Source organism: Microbacterium sp. ACRRU (genome assembly GCF_022346945.1).
Lineage (GTDB): Bacteria > Actinomycetota > Actinomycetes > Actinomycetales > Microbacteriaceae > Microbacterium > Microbacterium mcarthurae.
This window is the reverse complement of sequence record NZ_JAKRNI010000001.1, coordinates 35,614-52,112: the sequence shown is the minus strand read 5'-3', so window position 1 is coordinate 52,112 and position 16,499 is coordinate 35,614. Positions and strand designations below refer to the sequence as shown.

16 protein-coding genes are annotated in these 16,499 nt (G+C 70.2%); 11 read left to right on the top strand and 5 right to left on the bottom strand.

What is annotated here, in order from left to right:
• Positions 1–78 precede the first annotated feature (78 nt).
• A complete protein-coding gene (locus tag MHY30_RS00225; RefSeq protein ID WP_239272865.1) occupies positions 79–1,032 on the top strand; it encodes an NAD(P)-dependent alcohol dehydrogenase in 954 nt (317 codons plus the stop codon).
• Between the two features lie 5 nt (positions 1,033–1,037).
• Here MHY30_RS00225 and mfd read toward each other — a convergent pair whose 3' ends face one another.
• A complete protein-coding gene (mfd, locus tag MHY30_RS00220; protein ID WP_374204578.1) occupies positions 1,038–4,634 on the bottom strand; it encodes a transcription-repair coupling factor in 3,597 nt (1,198 codons plus the stop codon).
• Between the two features lie 120 nt (positions 4,635–4,754).
• Here mfd and MHY30_RS00215 point away from each other — a divergent pair, with 120 nt between their 5' ends.
• The 3 genes from MHY30_RS00215 to MHY30_RS00205 all read left to right on the top strand — a co-directional run bounded on the left by MHY30_RS00215 (position 4,755) and on the right by MHY30_RS00205 (position 6,386).
• A complete protein-coding gene (locus MHY30_RS00215) occupies positions 4,755–5,240 on the top strand; it encodes a hypothetical protein (RefSeq protein ID WP_239272824.1) in 486 nt (161 codons plus the stop codon).
• Positions 5,241–5,352: 112 nt separating this feature from the next.
• A complete protein-coding gene (locus MHY30_RS00210) occupies positions 5,353–5,880 on the top strand; it encodes a hypothetical protein (RefSeq protein WP_239272823.1) in 528 nt (175 codons plus the stop codon).
• A gap of 341 nt (positions 5,881–6,221) precedes the next feature.
• A complete protein-coding gene (locus MHY30_RS00205; RefSeq protein WP_239272822.1) occupies positions 6,222–6,386 on the top strand; it encodes a hypothetical protein in 165 nt (54 codons plus the stop codon).
• A gap of 31 nt (positions 6,387–6,417) precedes the next feature.
• Here the strand turns inward: MHY30_RS00205 and pth are convergent, their stop codons facing one another.
• Both pth and MHY30_RS00195 read right to left on the bottom strand, forming a co-directional pair.
• Positions 6,418–6,999 carry an aminoacyl-tRNA hydrolase gene (gene pth / locus MHY30_RS00200; protein WP_239272821.1) on the bottom strand — a complete coding sequence of 194 codons (582 nt, stop codon included), beginning with the start codon at positions 6,997–6,999 and terminating at the stop codon, positions 6,418–6,420.
• Positions 7,000–7,103: 104 nt separating this feature from the next.
• Positions 7,104–7,742 carry a 50S ribosomal protein L25/general stress protein Ctc gene (locus MHY30_RS00195; protein ID WP_239272820.1) on the bottom strand — a complete coding sequence of 213 codons (639 nt, stop codon included), beginning with the start codon at positions 7,740–7,742 and terminating at the stop codon, positions 7,104–7,106.
• Between the two features lie 284 nt (positions 7,743–8,026).
• Here MHY30_RS00195 and MHY30_RS15020 point away from each other — a divergent pair, with 284 nt between their 5' ends.
• Positions 8,027–8,152 carry a hypothetical protein gene (locus MHY30_RS15020; RefSeq protein ID WP_275437739.1) on the top strand — a complete coding sequence of 42 codons (126 nt, stop codon included), beginning with the start codon at positions 8,027–8,029 and terminating at the stop codon, positions 8,150–8,152.
• 76 nt (positions 8,153–8,228) lie between these two features.
• On the opposite strand, the gene MHY30_RS00190 is transcribed toward MHY30_RS15020, so the two are convergent.
• Both MHY30_RS00190 and MHY30_RS00185 read right to left on the bottom strand, forming a co-directional pair.
• Positions 8,229–9,230 (bottom strand): zinc-binding dehydrogenase, encoded by a 1,002-nt coding sequence (locus MHY30_RS00190; RefSeq protein WP_239272819.1) that lies wholly within the window; start codon positions 9,228–9,230, stop codon positions 8,229–8,231.
• Positions 9,231–9,312: 82 nt separating this feature from the next.
• On the bottom strand, positions 9,313–10,701 hold the full coding sequence (locus tag MHY30_RS00185) for a GntP family permease (RefSeq protein WP_239272818.1): 1,389 nt from the start codon (positions 10,699–10,701) through the stop codon (positions 9,313–9,315).
• A gap of 160 nt (positions 10,702–10,861) precedes the next feature.
• On the opposite strand from MHY30_RS00185, the gene MHY30_RS00180 reads away from it, so the two are divergent.
• From MHY30_RS00180 to MHY30_RS00155, 6 genes are all read left to right on the top strand, one after another.
• Complete coding sequence (locus MHY30_RS00180; RefSeq protein ID WP_239272817.1) at positions 10,862–11,533, top strand: FadR/GntR family transcriptional regulator; 672 nt, start codon at positions 10,862–10,864, stop codon at positions 11,531–11,533.
• Between the two features lie 45 nt (positions 11,534–11,578).
• Positions 11,579–12,094: a gluconokinase gene (locus MHY30_RS00175; protein WP_239272816.1), complete on the top strand. Its 516-nt coding sequence runs from the start codon at positions 11,579–11,581 to the stop codon at positions 12,092–12,094.
• Positions 12,095–12,179: 85 nt separating this feature from the next.
• The gene (gene gndA, locus MHY30_RS00170; RefSeq protein ID WP_239272815.1) at positions 12,180–13,775 is read left to right on the top strand and encodes an NADP-dependent phosphogluconate dehydrogenase; all 1,596 of its coding nucleotides are present in this window, start codon (positions 12,180–12,182) and stop codon (positions 13,773–13,775) included.
• Positions 13,730–14,233: a VanZ family protein gene (locus MHY30_RS00165; protein ID WP_239274749.1), complete on the top strand. Its 504-nt coding sequence runs from the start codon at positions 13,730–13,732 to the stop codon at positions 14,231–14,233. Before gndA ends, MHY30_RS00165 begins: the two co-directional genes overlap by 46 nt.
• 22 nt (positions 14,234–14,255) lie before the next feature.
• Complete coding sequence (locus MHY30_RS00160; RefSeq protein ID WP_239272814.1) at positions 14,256–14,990, top strand: response regulator transcription factor; 735 nt, start codon at positions 14,256–14,258, stop codon at positions 14,988–14,990.
• A gap of 44 nt (positions 14,991–15,034) precedes the next feature.
• The gene (locus tag MHY30_RS00155; RefSeq protein ID WP_239272813.1) at positions 15,035–16,474 is read left to right on the top strand and encodes a cell wall metabolism sensor histidine kinase WalK; all 1,440 of its coding nucleotides are present in this window, start codon (positions 15,035–15,037) and stop codon (positions 16,472–16,474) included.
• Positions 16,475–16,499: the final 25 nt, after the last annotated feature.

Here is a 16,499-nt window from a genome sequence, read left to right as displayed (position 1 = left end):
GTAAAGAATACTTGACATCACGACCCTAGGAGGGGCACCATCCGGTGTCAAGAATATTTGACATCGAGGAGAGCTCTCATGGACATGAACGCCGCGGTCGTTCACCGCTACGGCCCACCCGAGGTGGTCCGGATCGAGCGCCGCCCCCGCCCGCGCGCCACCGGCGGAGACGTCGTCGTCGAGGTCGCCGCCGCTTCGGTCAACAGCGGCGACGCTCGCATCCGCGCCGCGCGCTTTCCCGCGGGCTTCGCTGTTCCCGGACGCCTCGCCCTCGGGCTGCGAGGCCCTCGGCGCCCCGTGCTGGGCATCGCCCTGTCGGGCCGGGTGGTCGAGACAGGACCGAGGGCGACCGATGTGCGGCCGGGTGATCGTGTGTGCGGGATGACGGACATGCGCATGGGCGCACACGCGCAGTACGTCGCGCTTCCCCACAACCGCCTCGTCGCGATCCCCGACCACGTCGGTGACGACGAGGCCGCGGCCGTCCTGTTCGGCGGTACGACCGCCCTGTGGTTCCTGCGCGACCGCGCCCGACTGCAGGCGGGTGAGCGCGTGCTCGTGATCGGGGCCGCCGGCGCGGTCGGCAGCCACGCGGTGCAGATCGCCCGGACTCTGGGCGCGGAGGTCACGACGACCTCGAGCGCCGCCAACACCGCACTGCTCACGCGTCTCGGCGCCCATCGCACCCTCGACCGCGCGACCACTTCGCTCACCGACCTCGGTGAGCGGTACGACGTCGTCTTCGACACCGTGGGCGTGCTCCATCCCCGCGACGCCGATGCGCTCCTCACACCGGGCGGACGCCTCCTCTTGGCCGCGGCGACGCTCGGCGAGACGATCACCGCCCGGGGACGCGTCCTCACCGGCACCGCGGGGTCAGGGCGCGACCTCGTGAGCGCGCTGGTAGAGCGGGTCGCCGACGGCACGCTGACCCCGGTGATCGAAGCCTCCCTGCCGCTGGATCGGATCGTCGAAGCGCACGCCCGAGTGGACTCCGGCCACAAGGTGGGCACGATCCTGGTGCGCCCCTAGCGGGCTCACGCCGGTGCCGTCTCCGACTCCTTCGCGGCGGGCAGGGGCCACAGCGCGTCGAGGAGCTGTCGCACCCACGCGATGAGGTTCGTGTCGTCGGCATCCTGCGGGAGGGGGACGACCAGGGCATCCCCGCTCGCGACCAGCTTCGCCTTCGGGTACAGGCGCTGCAGGCGCACACGCATAGAGTCGGCGAGGTTCGCCGGAGCGATACGCAGGTTCGACCCCATCGCCACCACATCGGCGAGACCGGCCTGCGCGGCACGGCGTCGCAGACGGGCGACGGCGACGAGGCCCTCCACCTCGGTCGGCGGCTCTCCGTACCGGTCGCGGAGTTCGTCGACGACCAGGTCGATCGCGTCGTCCTTCGCCGTGGCGGATGCCGCGGCCGACAGCTTCTGGTAGGCCTCGAGCCGCAGGCGCTCGCTGTCGATGTAGGTCTCGGGCAGGCGCGCATCGACCGGAAGCTCGAGGCGCAGCTCGGTGGGCCCCTCGGTGTCCTCACCGCGGAACGTCGCGACGGCTTCGCCGATCATGCGCAGATACAGGTCGAAACCGACGCCGGCGATGTGCCCGGCCTGCTCGGCGCCCAGCAGGTTGCCCGCACCGCGCAGCTCGAGGTCTTTCAGAGCCACCTGCATACCGCTGCCGAGGTCGTTGTTCACCGCGATCGTCTCGAGGCGGTCGGCCGCGGTCTCCGACAGCGGCTTCATCTCGTCGTACAGGAAGTAGGCGTACGCCCGTTCGCGCCCGCGGCCCACCCGACCGCGCAGCTGATGCAGCTGCGACAGGCCGTACTTGTCCGCGCGATCGATGATGATCGTGTTCGCGTTGGCGATGTCCAGCCCCGTCTCGATGATCGTGGTCGACACGAGCACGTCCGCGCGGCGCTCCCAGAAGTCGTCGACGACCTGCTCGAGCTGGTGCTCCCCCATCTGCCCGTGCGCGACCACGATGCGGGCCTCGGGCACCAGCTCGGCCAGATGCGCCGCGACGCGCTGAATCGACGAGACGCGGTTGTGCACGTAGAACACCTGCCCCTCGCGCAGCAGCTCGCGGCGGATGGCCGCGGCGATCTGCTTGTCGTTGCGCGGCCCCACGTAGGAGAGGATCGGATGCCGGTCCTCCGGCGGCGTGGCGAGGGTGGACATCTCGCGGATGCCGGTGACGGCCATCTCCAGCGTGCGGGGAATCGGAGTCGCGCTCATCGCGAGGATGTCGACGTTGGTCTTGAGCTTCTTCAGCGCGTCTTTGTGCTCGACACCGAAGCGCTGCTCCTCGTCGATGATCATGAGCCCGAGGTCCTTGAACAACACCTTCTCGGTGAGGATGCGGTGCGTGCCGATGACCATGTCGACCGTGCCGTCGGCGAGGCCGGCGATCGTGTCGCGAGCCTCCTTGTCGGTCTGGAAGCGCGACAGCGGGCGGACCTTCACCGGGAACCCCGCGAAGCGCTCGGCGAAGGTCTCGAGGTGCTGCTTGACCAGGAGCGTCGTCGGCACGAGCATCGCGACCTGCTTGCCGTCTTGGATCGCCTTGAAGGCGGCCCGCACGGCGACCTCGGTCTTGCCGAACCCCACGTCGCCCGAGAGCAGTCGATCCATGGGGATGGGCTTCTCCATGTCGGCCTTGATCTCGTCGATCGTCTGCAGCTGATCCTGCGTCTCGGCGAACGGGAAGGCCTCTTCGAGCTCGCGCTGCCACGGGGTGTCGGGGCCGAAGGCGTATCCCTTGGCCGCCATCCGGGCGGAGTACAGCTTGACCAGTTCGACCGCGATGTCGCGCACGGCCCTTCGCGCACGCCCCTTCGCGGCGGCCCAGTCGCTGCCGCCCATCTTCGACAGGGTCGGCGCTTCACCGCCGACGTACTTCGAGAGAAGGTCGAGCTGATCGGTCGGCACGAAAAGCTTGTCGCCCGGGTAGCCGCGCTTGGACGGCGCGTACTCGAGGACCAGGTACTCCTTGGTCGTCTTGACGGCGTTGCGCCCCCCGCTGGACACTTCGCGGCGAGTGAGCTCGAGGAACTTCCCGATCCCGTGGGTGGCGTGCACGACGACATCGCCGGGCTTCAGCTGCAGCGGATCCACGACGTTGCGTCGCCGCGACGCGAGCTTCTTGACGCCGCGGTTGTCTCCGCCCACCGCGCGACCGTAGAACTCGGTCTCGGTGATCACGGCGAACTTCGTCTCGGTCAGCTCGAAGCCGCGCTCCAGGGGTGCGCACACGATGTGCGCGACCCCGGGCTCCGGGGGCGACAGCACCGCATCGACCCGGCGTGCCGCGATCCCCCGCTCGGCGAGCACGTCGCGTGCGCGGTCGACGAGCCCCGGACCGGATGCCGTGACCACGACGGCCCACCCCTCGGCGAGGAGTTCGCCGACGTGGGCGGTCGCGCCCTCGACGTTCCCCTGGAACGAAGGCACCGGGTCGGCCTTCACGCGGTGCGTGGAATCGTCGACGACGACGAGACCCTCGGCCTCGGCATCCGCCGCTCCGGAGTCGAACGCGCTGAGTCTCCACCAGACGCCGCCACGGCTTCCGGCGATCTCGCGGAGATCCTCGAGCGTGACGAAATCACCGGCGCCCAGATCGACCGGCGTATCGGCCCCTGCGGTCGCCGCCGACCACGCCGCCTCGAGGAACTCACGGTTCGTGTCACCGAGCGTGGTCGCCCGCGCGAGCGAGCGCTCGGGGTCGACCAGGGCGACCGCGCTCCCGCCGGGCAGGTAGTCGACGATGGTGGTGAGATCGTCGATCAGCACCGGGATCAGCGACTCCATCCCCTCGGCGGGGATGCCCTCGGCCATCTTCTCCAGCAACTGTCGGAGGCCGGGGTACCCGTCGCGGAGCTCGGCGGCACGCGCGCGCACGGCCGGCGTCAGGAGGAGTTCGCGGCTCGGCACGAGCGACACCTCGGTGACCTCGCCGGGGAGCGACCGCTGGTCGGCGACCGAGAACGCGCGGATCTGGTCGACCTCGTCGCCGAAGAACTCGACGCGGTAAGGATGATCGGCGACGGGCGGGAACACGTCGAGGATGCCACCCCGCACGGCGAACTCGCCCCGGCGCGAGACCATGTCGACACGGTGGTAGGCCAGCTCCACCAGCCGCGTGATCACCGCATCGAGCTCGCTCCCGCGACCACCGACACGCAGTTCGACCGGCTCGACGGCACCGAGTCCGGGAGCCAGCGGCTGCAGGGCGCTTCGGACCGAAGCGGTGACGACGAGGGGCGTGACGCCGTCCCACGCCGCGATGCGGCGCAACACGTCGAGCCGGCGGCCGACCGTCTCGGGACTGGGGCTCAAGCGCTCGTGGGGCAGCGTCTCCCAGGCCGGGAAGTGCAGCACCTGCGCACCGGGCATCACGGCATCCAGGGCAGGACCCAGAGACTCGGCTCGGCGACCGGTCGGCGCGACGACGAGAACGGCACCCGGGGCTCCGCCGGAGCGACGGTGCTCGAGGAGGGCGGCGATGACGGGAGCATCCAGCCCGTCGATGACCGAGAGAGACAGATCGGAGGAGGCCGCCGAAGCGGCGTCCCGGTACGACTCAGCCTGCTCGAGGGCGCGAACGATCCCGGGAACTGTCACTCGACCCATCCTACGCGGGGGCACCGACACCGGCTCCGATGCGGGCGACGGCCGAAGGTGCCCGCGCGCACACCGGCCCGGGCGTCACGGCCCCTTCGTCGACGGCGGCTCGCCTCGTACAGTGGCTTCATGTCCTCGCCCGATGCCCCCGGCGGTCCGATCTTCACGGCTCCTCACGCGGCTCCCCCGGCCGGCGCACTGTTGACCGCGCCGCCCGTCGTCCGCCGACGCCGCCCGATGGGTGCGGTTGCGCTGACGTTGTCGATCCTCGCCGGGGTCGTGGCATCCGGGGTGGCCGGCCTTGCCGCTTTCGGTATCGCCCGCGGCGCGGGCACCGAGTTCGTCGCGCGCGGTGGCCAGGCGGTGGACTGGCGTCTGCTGTCCCCCGTGCGCGGCCTCGTGCTGGTGGCGGAGATCGCCCTGTGGTCGGGGACCGTCCTCGGAGTGGTCGCCCTGACCCTGGGCATCGTCGCCACCGTGCGCAACTCCGGCCGCGCCTCGGGTATCGCGGCGATCGTGATCTCCGCGCTCGGGCCGTTCCTGTTCGCGGGGCTCGTGCTCCTGGCCGTCGCGGCCGGTGCCGGTGCGACGACGGGCTCGGGGACGCCGATCTAGCCGCCTACCGGCTCTTTCGCGATCCGTCCACCCCGTCCGGGACATCCACGGCCCCTCCCTAGGCTTTCGATGACGAGGGCGCCCGTGCCCTCGACGACCACAGGAGGACACCGTGAGCAGCACACCGCCGCCCCCCGAGCCGTACGACACCCCGCCCGTCACACGCGCGGAGGCCGCACAGAGCGGATACCCCGCGGCTTCGGCCGGATACGCCGCTCCCGCACCCACCGCACCGGCCGGGCGCGCGAAGGGGTCGCGCGGACTCGGTCTCATCGCTTTCGTGGTGTCGCTCGCGGCGGTCGTCATCGGCTCGATCCTCGCCCTCCTCGGTGGGATCCAGAGCGGCAGCCTGGCGCAGTTCGCCGACGTGGCGAACGGCACGGCGACTCTCGACCCCGAGACCCTGCCCGAAGCGGCGAACCAGATCGGTCTCGCCGCCGGCGCCCTGTCGGTCTCGGCCTTCCTCATATGGGGCGTCCTCGCCCTGTGGGGCCTGATCCAGGGCATCGTCGCCGCGGTGAAGAACCGCGGTCGCGGTTGGGCCATCGCCGCCATCATCCTCGCCGTCCTCGGCGGTGGCGTGGTGCTGGTCGTGTTCGGCATCGGCGCCGTCATCGGAGCCGCTCCCTACGCACAGTGACGCGCGGGCCCGTGAGGCCCGTCTCTCGAGAGCCCCGGTCATGGCCGGGGCTCTTCCGTGTACGCCGCCGCGGGCCGCGGGCGGCCACCCCTCCTCCACAGTCCGGAGTCGTGCGCTACTTCTCCACAGATTGAGATGACCGCGCGTACCGGTACTCGTGATCTCCTAACCTCGCGGGAATGCGACCGACCGACCGACAGCCTGACCGGGCACGCCTGCCCGCGCAACGCCCGACGGTCACCGCCGCACCGCACGACCTCTCCTCGGGGTGGGCAGAGCACGGACCGCGAGCTCTGAGGCCCTCTCGCCGCGTTCCTTTTCTCGTGTGCGGGTCCGGCAGCGTGATCCTGTTCGCCCTCGCCTTCGCGCTGCGTCGCGGCGAGGACCGTCTCCTCGACGACGTGGGCGCCTATTGCTGCCTCGCCGCCTGCCTCGCGGGTGTCGCCGCCGGGATCTTCGGGACGGTCACCCTGGCGCGCGCCCTTCGCCAGCGGAGATCGGACTGACGACGGCATCCCTCGGGCCGCCGGAGGACGCTCAGCGGGGCGCGTGGAAGCGCTGTTGCGCCGCGAGCAGTCCCTCTTCCACGAGCGTCTCGACCGCATCCGCCGCATCCGACACGAGGAGGGGAAGGGTCTCCCGCTCCTTCGCCCCGAACGGATCGAGCACCCAGTCCGCCGGGTCCTGACGGCCGACGGGCCGGCCGATGCCGACGCGGACCCGAGGGAACTCGGGAGTCGCGAGCGCTTTGGCGACATCGCGCACACCGTTGTGTCCGCCGTGTCCGCCGCCGGTCTTGAGCTTGATCGTGTCGAACGGGATGTCGAGCTCGTCGTGGACGACGATCACGCGCTCCGGGTCGACCGCGTAGAAGCGCGCGAGCCCCGAGACGGGGCCGCCCGAGACGTTCATGAAGCTGTTCGGCTTCGCCAGGATGAGCTTCGCTCCCCCGGGACGCACCCAGGTCTCCGCGACGCGCGCATTCGCCTTGTGCGCGCGGAAGGTCTCCCGGCGGCGGGCGGCGAGTTCGTCGACGACCATCTGGCCCACATTGTGCCGGGTCGCCTCATACCGCGGCCCGGGATTGCCGAGACCGACGATGAGCCAGGTGTCCGCCATGGCATCCATCCTTCCGGATCCGTCCGCGGACCCTGATACGACGAACGAGGGGGCGTATGCACGCCCCCTCGTCGTTACCGGACCGCTCCTGCGGTCCGCGAGCCTCAGTTCTGGTCAGCCTCAGAAGCCGCCTCGGACTCCTCGGACTGCTCCTCGGCCACCTCGGCGTCGGCCTCGGCGATCTCTTCCTCGGCGGCAAGGGTGTCCAGCGGAACCGAAACGCCCACGATGAGGGTCTCGGGCTCGGTCACCAGTGCGGCACCCGCGGGCAGCACCAGGTCGGCCGCGGTGATCTGCGTGCCGTCTTCGGCGCCCTCGACGTCGACCTCGATGGTCTGGGGGATGTGCGTGGCCTCGACCTCGAGCGACACCGTGGCCGTGTCGAGCATGGCGACGGTGCCCGAGAAGGGCTCACCGACGACGACGACGGGAACGTCGACGGCGACCTTCTCGCCCTTGCGGACGACGAGCAGGTCGATGTGCTCGACGATCTGGCGCACCGGGTCCTTCTGGACGTCCTTGACGAGCGTCAGCTGGCTCTTGCCGTTGATGTCGAGGTCGAGCAGCGCGTTGGCGCGGCGGATCAGCAGCGACACCTGGTGGCCCGGCAGCGCGACGTGCTGCGGCTCGGTGCCGTGCCCGTAGATGACGGCGGGGATCTTGCCGGCGGCGCGCAGACGGCGGGCGAAGCCCTTGCCGAAGTTCTCGCGCACCTCGGCGACGACCTTGTTGTCTTCCGACATGATGTTCTCCTCGCGGGCACGGGTCCCGCAGCTTGGGAGCGGACGGAGTCCGCGCGTATGTGGTCTGGATTCGACTCGAACGCGAGCGCGTGAGGAAAGCCGGGAGCCTGCATCACCGCGTCGATTACGGATGCCACGCACACCCGCCAGGCGCACGGCGATGCATCCCTCGCCGAAGTTCCCCGAAAGTCTACCAGCGACCCGTCCCGCGTTCGACCCGCCCTCAGGACGCCTCCGCGGGCCCCGATAGAATCGAGCGAAGCCCCACGGACCGGAGGAACACCATGGACAGCGACTTCTTCTCTCACGTCTTGCTCTGGGTCGTCGGCGCGATCACGCTCGTGGGCGGGGTCGGCGTGGTCGGCGCCCTGTTCTCGATGGGACGTCACTCCGGCTACAACAAGCACTGACCGCTCCCCGCAGACATCGCGAACGGCGCCGGGCCCAGGGGCACGGCGCCGTTCGCACGTCGACGAAGCGGAGCACTCACAGCACGAGCAGCACCTTCCCGGAGGCGTCGGAGTCCCGAGCCGTGGCGAAGGCGGCGGCCGCTTCCGCGAGCGGATACTCGTGCGTGATCGCGGCCTCGATGACGGGGTGCTCGGCGAGGAGTCGAATCGCGGCATCGATCTCGTCCGCGAAGCGGAAGCTCCCGAGGTAGCGGACCTCTTTCGCGATGAACGGCGCGAGGTTCACGGGACGCTCCGCATCGGGCAGCATCCCGACCTGCACCACGACGCCCGCCGCCCGCACGGCCCGCAGCGCCGCCGAGATGGACTGGGGCGCACCGGAGCACTCCAGCACCACGTCGAACACCCCCGCGTCCAGTTCCTCGGTCCGTACGTCCACGGTGTGCGAAGCACCCAGGACACGGGCCCGGGCCAGCGGTCCGGGCAGCACGTCGGTGGCGGTGACCTCGGCTCCCGCGGCTACCGCGGCAGCGACAGCCATGAGTCCGATCGGGCCCGATCCGGTCACCAGCACCCGGGCGCCGGCGACGGGCCCGGCCACGCCGAGCGCGTGGAGGGCGACCGCGAGCGGTTCGGCGAGCGCGGCCCGGCGAGCCGTGACGCCCTCGGGGAGAACACGGATCATGCCCCGGTCGACGACGAGATACTCCGCCGCCGCCCCCTGCGTGTGGGGCCACGTGGAGGCGCTGCCCAGGTACGACCCGCCCGGCCACAGGTGCGGGGCACCTTCGAGACCGGGCCGGGGGCGGCCGAATCGCGCCGGGTGCACCGTGACCGGGGTACCGGCCGCCCACTGTCCCGTCGGATCGTGATCGATCCGCCCCGCGAGCTCGTGGCCGGGAATGAGCGGCTCGCGCACGACGAATGCGCCGTTCGCCCCGTGGAAGTAGTAGTGCAGGTCGGAGCCGCAGATCCCCACGTACTCGACGCGGATACGGACTTCGTCCTCCGCGGGCTCGGGAACGGCGATCTCGCGAACCTCCGCCTCGAGGGCGGCGTCGATGAACAGCGCGTCCATGCTTGGTGCTCTCCTCAGACGAGGGCGGTCATGCCGTCGTCGACGACGACGTTCCGGTCCGAGCGGCTCACGAGTCCTCCGGTCAGATGACGGCGCCGATGCCGAACACGATCAGCGCCGCGAGGAAGCCGAGAACCGACTCGATCGCCTGCTGAACGGTCCAGGTCTTCAGCGTCGTCTTGACATCCATGCCCATGAGGCGGCCGACGAGCCAGAACCCGGAGTCGTTGACGTGCCCCGCGAACACCGAACCCGCGGCGGTGGCGAGCGTGATGGCCGCGATCTGCAGGGGCGAGAAGTCCCCGGCCATGACGGCGGGGGCGGCCAGACCCGCGGCGGTGACGAGCGCGACGGTCGCCGAGCCCTGTGCCAGACGGAGCACGACGGCGATGATGTAGGCCGCCACGATGACCGGCAGACCGAGATCACCGAGGCTGTCGGCGAGCGCGTCGCCGATCCCCGAGGCGCGCAGCACGGCACCGAACATTCCGCCGGCGCCGGTGATGAGGATGACGGATGCCACCGGCCCGAGCGAGGAGTCCACGACCTTCTCGATCGCGGTGCCCTTCTCGCCGCGGCGGAAACCGAAGACGATCGTGGCCACGATGACCGTGATGAGCAGCGCCACGGCCGAGTTGCCCAGCAGGATGAGCACCTGCACCCAGGTGTCGTCGGTGGAGACCGCACCCGCGCTGGCGAGGGTCGACAGGCCCGTGTTCAGGAAGATGAGGAACATCGGCAGCAGCAGAACCGCGATGACGGTGCCCGGCTTGGGCGGATTGACCGGCTGGTCGTCGTCCATCTCGCCGAAGAGCGCGGGGACCGGCAGCTGAATGCGCTGAGCGACGAACTTCCCCCACAGGTAGCCCGAGACGTACCAGACGGGGAAAGCGATGATGAGGCCCACCAGCAGGACGATTCCGAGATTCGCTCCGTACAGCTCACTCGCGCTCACCGGTCCGGGGTGCGGCGGCAGGAAGACGTGCATGACCGAGAAGGCGGCCGCCGCGGGGAGACCGAACAGCAGCACGTTCGTGCGCGAGACGCGCCGCGCGATGGCGAAGATGATCGGCAGCATCATGACCAGGCCGGCGTCGAAGAACATCGGGAAGCCCAGGACGAGCGAGGTGATTCCGAGTGCGAACGGCGCGCGTTTCTCGCCGAAGATGCGCACGAACATCTCCGCGAGCGCTCGCGCCCCGCCGGAATGCTCGATCAGCCGCCCGAGCATGGCCCCGAGAGCCACCAAGAGCGCCACGGTGCCGAGGGTTCCCCCGAAGCCGCCGGTCAGCGTGGTCACGATCGCCGAGACCGGGATGCCGGCGACGAACGCCGTCACGAGCGACACGATGATGAGGGCGAGGAAGGCGTGCACCTTCAGCCAGATGATGAGGACGAGAATGAGCGCGATCGCTCCCGCCGCGATGGCCAGCAGCGGGGCTGTGCCGAGTGTTTGGGTCCAGTCGTCCAAGAAGATCTCCGTCGATTCAGGATGGTCAGGCAACGCCGCACGCAAGCGCGTCGCGCAGCTTCCGCCGGGGGCGCCGCACGATCTTCACACAATGATCATATTTTTGGCAAGATATGGTCGTACCTAAGGAGGGGTTATGGCCCGAGCCTCGCATGGCTCCGTGACGGACGCGATCGGCGCCCGGATCGCGGACGGTGACCTCGCGCCGGGCACGGTCCTGACCCTCGGCGGCCTCGAAGCCGAGTACGGCGTCTCCCGGACCGTGGTGCGAGAGTCCGTGCGGGTTCTGGAGGCCATGGGTCTGGTCGAACAGCGCCGCCGCGTCGGGGTCACCGTGCGACCGCCGAGTGCGTGGAGCGCACTGGACACGCGCCTCATCGGCTGGCAACTCGCCGGCCGTCGTCGCGATCAGCTGATCGTCAACACCACGGAGCTGCGCGCGGGGATCGAACCCATCGCGGCGCGGCTGAGCGCGCAGCGTTCCACCGACGTGCAGCGGCGGGAGATCCTTCGTCTCGCGGACGAGCTCGCGCGTCTGGGCGCCGAGGGGCGCGGCGACTCCCCCGAGTACCTGGAGGCGGACATCGCCTTCCACGACCTCATCCTCGTTTCGAGCGGGAACCTCATGCTCGCTGCGGCTCGGGCCCCCATCGCGGCGGCGATAGAAGGCCGCTCGCTGCACGGGCTCACTCCCGGGGTTCCCAACCCCGAGGCCCTCCACAATCACATCGAGACCGCCGCGGCCATCGGACGCGCCGATCCCGACGCCGCGGAAGAGCACACCCGCCGCTACGTCGCCGCGGTACTCACCGAGGTCCGCCGCAGCATCTGATCGCCCCGTGCGGCATCCACCGCACCTCGACGAAGAGAGAGTTCCTTGGACAGCACCACCCCCGTCCTGGTCTTCATGGGCCCCGCCGGCACCGGCAAGTCCACCGTCGCCGCCCTCCTCGCCGGGCGTCTCGGCTGGGACCTGCAGGAAGGTGACGACCTGCACCCCGCCGCCAACGTCGCGAAGATGGCGGCCGGTCACGCGCTCAACGACGACGACCGGTGGCCATGGCTCGATCGGGTCGCCGCCTGGATCGACGGCCAGATCGCCGCGGGCCGCCCCGGCGTCATCACCTGCTCGGCCCTGAAGCGCAGCTACCGTGACGTGCTGCGCCGTGACGACGTGACGTTCGTGCTCCTGATGGGCGACCCCGCCCTCGTGCTCGAGCGTCTGCTGCGCCGCCAGGGGCACTTCATGCCGCCGGCCCTCCTCACCTCGCAGTTCGACACCCTGCAGGTGCCGGATGCCGACGAGCGGGCCATCCACATCGACCTGGACATGACGCCGCAGGAACAGGTGGACGCCATCCTCACGCGTCTGCACCTGCAGGCCGAGGCCTGATCCGCGGCGAACCGAGCCGATACAGTGGCGGGGGTGCGCGACTCCCGTCCGCCCTCTTCTCTCGCGCGTGAAAACGGAGCAACGAATGACGTCGACCCCCTCCCCGACCGGACCTTCGACCGACCAGGACCAGGCACCGCACGAGGCCGCGCAGGTGCACGAGGGCGCACCGGGCCCCGAGGACGTCGCCCGCCCGACCGCGGAAGCGGATTCGCGCCCCGAGGGTCGCGGGGAGGGCACGGCGAACATCGGCGTGGTCGGTCTGGCCGTCATGGGGTCGAACCTCGCGCGCAACCTCGCGAGCCGCGAAGGCAACACCGTGGCGATCTTCAACCGCAGCCAGGACAAGACCGAGCACCTCGTCTCCGCCCACCCCGAGGCCGAGTTCGTGCCGTCGTTCTCGTACGCGGACTTCGCTGCCTCCCTGTCGAAGCCGCGCACCGCGATCATCATGGTCAAGGCCGGTCGCGCGACGGACTTCGTCATCGACGAGCTCGTGAAGGTCTTCGAGCCGGGCGACATCATCGTCGACGGCGGCAACGCCCTGTTCACCGACACCATCCGTCGCGAGAAGGCCGTCCGCGAGACCGGCATCAACTATGTGGGAATGGGCGTCTCCGGCGGTGAGGAGGGCGCGCTGCTCGGGCCGTCGCTCATGCCCGGCGGCTCCGACGAATCGTGGACCACTCTCGGCCCGATCCTCACCTCCATCGCCGCCGTCGCCGAGGGCGAGGCGTGCGTGACCCACGTCGGCCACGATGGCGCCGGCCACTTCGTGAAGATGGTGCACAACGGCATCGAGTACGCCGACATGCAGCTCATCGCCGAGGCCTACGACCTCATCCGTCGCGCCACGGGCAAGTCCCCGGCCGAGATCGCCGACGTCTTCGCCGAGTGGAACCGCGGCGAACTGGAGTCCTACCTGATCGAGATCACCGCCGAGGTCCTGCGCCAGACGGATGCCGAGACCGGCAAGCCGCTCGTGGATGTCATCCTCGACCAGGCCGGGGCGAAGGGTACGGGCGCATGGACGGTGCAGACCGCGCTCGATCTGGGCGTGCCGGTCTCGGGCATCGCCGAGGCCACCTTCGCCCGCTCCCTGTCCAGCCACCCCGAGCAGCGCGAGGTGTCGCGTGATCTCCCCGGCCCCTCCGGCACCGACCTGCTCTCGGGAGAGGATGCCGATGCGTTCATCGAGCAGGTGCGGTTGGCGCTGTACGCCTCGAAGATCGTGGCCTACAGCCAGGGCTTCGACGAGATCCGCGCCGGTGCGGCCCAGTACGACTGGAACATCGACCTCGGTGCGGTGTCGAAGATCTGGCGCGGTGGCTGCATCATCCGCGCGCAGTTCCTCAACCGCATCGCCGAGGCGTACGACGCCGAGGCGAACCTGCCGGTCCTCCTGACCGCGCCCTACTTCGTCGAGGCTCTCGGTCGCGCCCAGGACGCGTGGCGCCACATCGTCGCGCTGTCGGCGGCGAGCGGCATCCCCGCTCCCGCGTTCAGCTCGTCGCTGGCGTACTACGACGGCCTGCGCGCCGACCGCCTCCCGGCGGCTCTCATCCAGGGCCAGCGCGACTTCTTCGGTGCGCACACGTACCGCCGCATCGACAAGGAGGGCACGTTCCACACCCTCTGGTCCGGCGACCGCACCGAGATCGAGGCCGAGGACACCCACTGAGGCGCACCATCACGAAGCGGCGGCGGGCCCTGCTCGTCGCCGCTTCGGCGTCGTATGCGTTCGGGCTCTGGTGGATCACCCTGCGCCCCGCACCGTACGGCCCGGAGACGGCGAGCGTCCTGGCGAGCCTTCTCCGTGCGTTGGAGGCGTGGCCACCGACGGCGTGGGTGACGTTCGAGCTCGTCGAGTTCAGCGCCAACATCGCGCTGTTCGCGCCCTTCGGACTCCTCGTCCTGGCGTGGGGCGGCCGGCCGTGGCTGGGCGTCCTCGGCGGCCTCGCGCTCAGCGTCGTGATCGAGCTGTCGCAATGGGCACTGCTTCCGAGCCGGGTGGCGGATGCCCGGGACCTCCTCGCCAACACCATCGGCGCGGCCGTCGGGGTCGTCGCGGCGATGGCCGTCGCGCGGGCCCGTCGACTTCACAGCGAGCGCATAGCGCGCGCCATAGAAAGCTCATAGATTTCACCGCACAATGGGTGCCATGACCACGACCGCCAGCGCTCCCGCCTTCACCCGTCCGGACGGCAGTGCCCTCCGCGTCCTCGTCGTGGACGACGAGCAGATGCTCACCGACCTGCTGTCGATGGCTCTGCGCATGGAGGGGTGGGACGTCCGCACCGCGGGCTCCGGTTTCGACGCTCTCGCCGCCGCCCGGGACTTCGAACCGGATGCCATGGTGCTCGACATCATGATGCCCGACCTCGACGGCATGGCGGTGCTGCAGCGGCTGCGTCACTCCGGCAACGACGTCCCGGTGCTGTTCCTCACCGCGAAGGATGCCGTCGCCGACCGGGTCGCCGGACTCACGGCGGGCGGTGACGACTACGTGACGAAGCCCTTCAGCCTCGAAGAGGTCGTGGCGCGCCTGCGCGGCCTCATGCGCCGCGCGGGGACCGCGTCGACAAGGGATTCCGAGCCGATCCTGCGCGTGGGCGACCTGTCTCTGAACGAGGACAGCCACGAGGTGGTGCGTGCGGGGACCGAGATCGATCTGACGGCCACGGAGTTCGAGCTCCTGCGCTTCCTCATGCGCAACCAGCGACGCGTCGTGTCGAAAGCGCAGATCCTCGACCGCGTCTGGAACTACGACTTCGGGGGGCGCTCCAGCGTCGTCGAGCTGTACATCTCGTACCTGCGCAAGAAGATCGACGCCGGCAACGAGCCGCTCATCCACACCGTCCGCGGCGTCGGCTACATGATCAAAGCACCTCAGTGACCCGCCCCCTCGCGCGCCACCGGTGGACGCTGCAGGCGCGACTGATGACCGCCGTCATCGGCATGGTCACCTTCATCCTCGTGATGATCGCCGTCTCGACGAGCGCGATCATCACCGGCGTGCTGCAGACCAACCTCAATGCGCAGGTCTCGGCTGCCCTGGCCAATGTTCAAGTCGGACCGACGAGCTCGGCCATCGACGTCCTCGCGGCCGGACCGTTTCCCGACGGCACGGTCCTCGTCCTGCGCACCCCGCTCACCGGTGACACCGGCGCCTATGTCGACGGTCGGTCGGTGAGCGCACTCGACGAGGCGCAGGTCGACGAGATCCGCGATGCGGTGGCGACGGGTCTCTCCGAGATCGGCTCCGACACCGTCGATCTCCCGCGCCTCGGCGACTACCGCATCGGCATCACCGGCAACCAGGCCGGCACGGTCGTGGTCCTCGGGCTGCCCCTCAGCCAGGTGACGGCGACCATCGGAGCGATCCTGACCACGGTGGCCCTCGTCACCGCCGGTGGCCTGCTCCTCCTCGCCGTGATCATCGCGCTCGTCATCCGCGTGGGCCTGCGCCCCCTGCGTTCCGTCGCCGAAACGGCGACGCGCGTGGCATCCATCCGCATGGACCAGGGAGACGTCTCCATCGACGAACGGGTCCCGGCGGAGCAGGTCGACGAGCACACCGAGATCGGACAGGTCGGCGCCGCGCTGAACACGCTCCTCGACAAGGTCGACGCCTCGCTCGCCGCTCGACAGCGCAACGAGGAGCTGATGCGCCGGTTCGTGGCGGATGCCAGTCACGAGCTGCGCACGCCGCTGGCATCCATCCGGGGCTTCTCCGAGCTCTCGCTGCGCGCGATGCGCCAGGCCCAGGACGACGAGACCCGCCAGCGCACCGCCATGGCCGTGGAAACCACCGAGCAATCGCTCGAACGCATTCAGGCGCAATCGTTGCGCATGACCACGCTCGTCGAGGACCTGCTGCTCCTCGCGCGTCTCGATGAAGGGCAGGAGCTCGTCTACGGGACCGTCGACCTGACGCGGCTGGCCGTCGAGGCGGTCGGGGACGCACGCCCGGCCGGACCGGATCATGCCTGGTCGATCGAGGTCGGCGACGAGCCGGTCGAGCTCGCCGGCGACGCCTCACGGCTCAATCAGGTCGTCGCCAACCTGCTCGCCAACGCCCGCACCCACACGCCGGCCGGAACCGAGGTCACGGTCTCGGTCGCGCGCGAAGGCGACGACGCGGTCCTGCGCGTGCACGATGACGGCCCGGGGATCGACCCGGCCGTCGCCCCTCAGCTCTTCGAGAGGTTCGCGCGCGCCGACCGCTCCCGCGACCGCAAGACCGGGGGCACGGGCCTGGGCCTGTCGATCGCGAGGGCGATCGTCGAAGCCCACCACGGGACGATCACGGTGCGCAGCACCCCGGGCGACACGACCTTCGAGGTGCGGCTGCCCGCGAAGCCGGTCGATCCGGTCTGAATCCTCACGCGAACCGCGGGGCCCG

Coding starts and splice junctions, on each gene's coding strand:
- MHY30_RS00225 (WP_239272865.1), top strand. CDS start 79: ATGGACATGAACGCCGCGGTCGTTCACCGCTACGGCCCACCCGAGGTG.
- mfd (WP_374204578.1), bottom strand. CDS start 4,634: ATGGGTCGAGTGACAGTTCCCGGGATCGTTCGCGCCCTCGAGCAGGCT.
- MHY30_RS00215 (WP_239272824.1), top strand. CDS start 4,755: ATGTCCTCGCCCGATGCCCCCGGCGGTCCGATCTTCACGGCTCCTCAC.
- pth (WP_239272821.1), bottom strand. CDS start 6,999: ATGGCGGACACCTGGCTCATCGTCGGTCTCGGCAATCCCGGGCCGCGG.
- MHY30_RS00195 (WP_239272820.1), bottom strand. CDS start 7,742: ATGTCGGAAGACAACAAGGTCGTCGCCGAGGTGCGCGAGAACTTCGGC.
- MHY30_RS15020 (WP_275437739.1), top strand. CDS start 8,027: ATGGACAGCGACTTCTTCTCTCACGTCTTGCTCTGGGTCGTCGGCGCG.
- MHY30_RS00190 (WP_239272819.1), bottom strand. CDS start 9,230: ATGGACGCGCTGTTCATCGACGCCGCCCTCGAGGCGGAGGTTCGCGAG.
- gndA (WP_239272815.1), top strand. CDS start 12,180: ATGACGTCGACCCCCTCCCCGACCGGACCTTCGACCGACCAGGACCAG.
- MHY30_RS00160 (WP_239272814.1), top strand. CDS start 14,256: ATGACCACGACCGCCAGCGCTCCCGCCTTCACCCGTCCGGACGGCAGT.
- MHY30_RS00155 (WP_239272813.1), top strand. CDS start 15,035: ATGACCGCCGTCATCGGCATGGTCACCTTCATCCTCGTGATGATCGCC.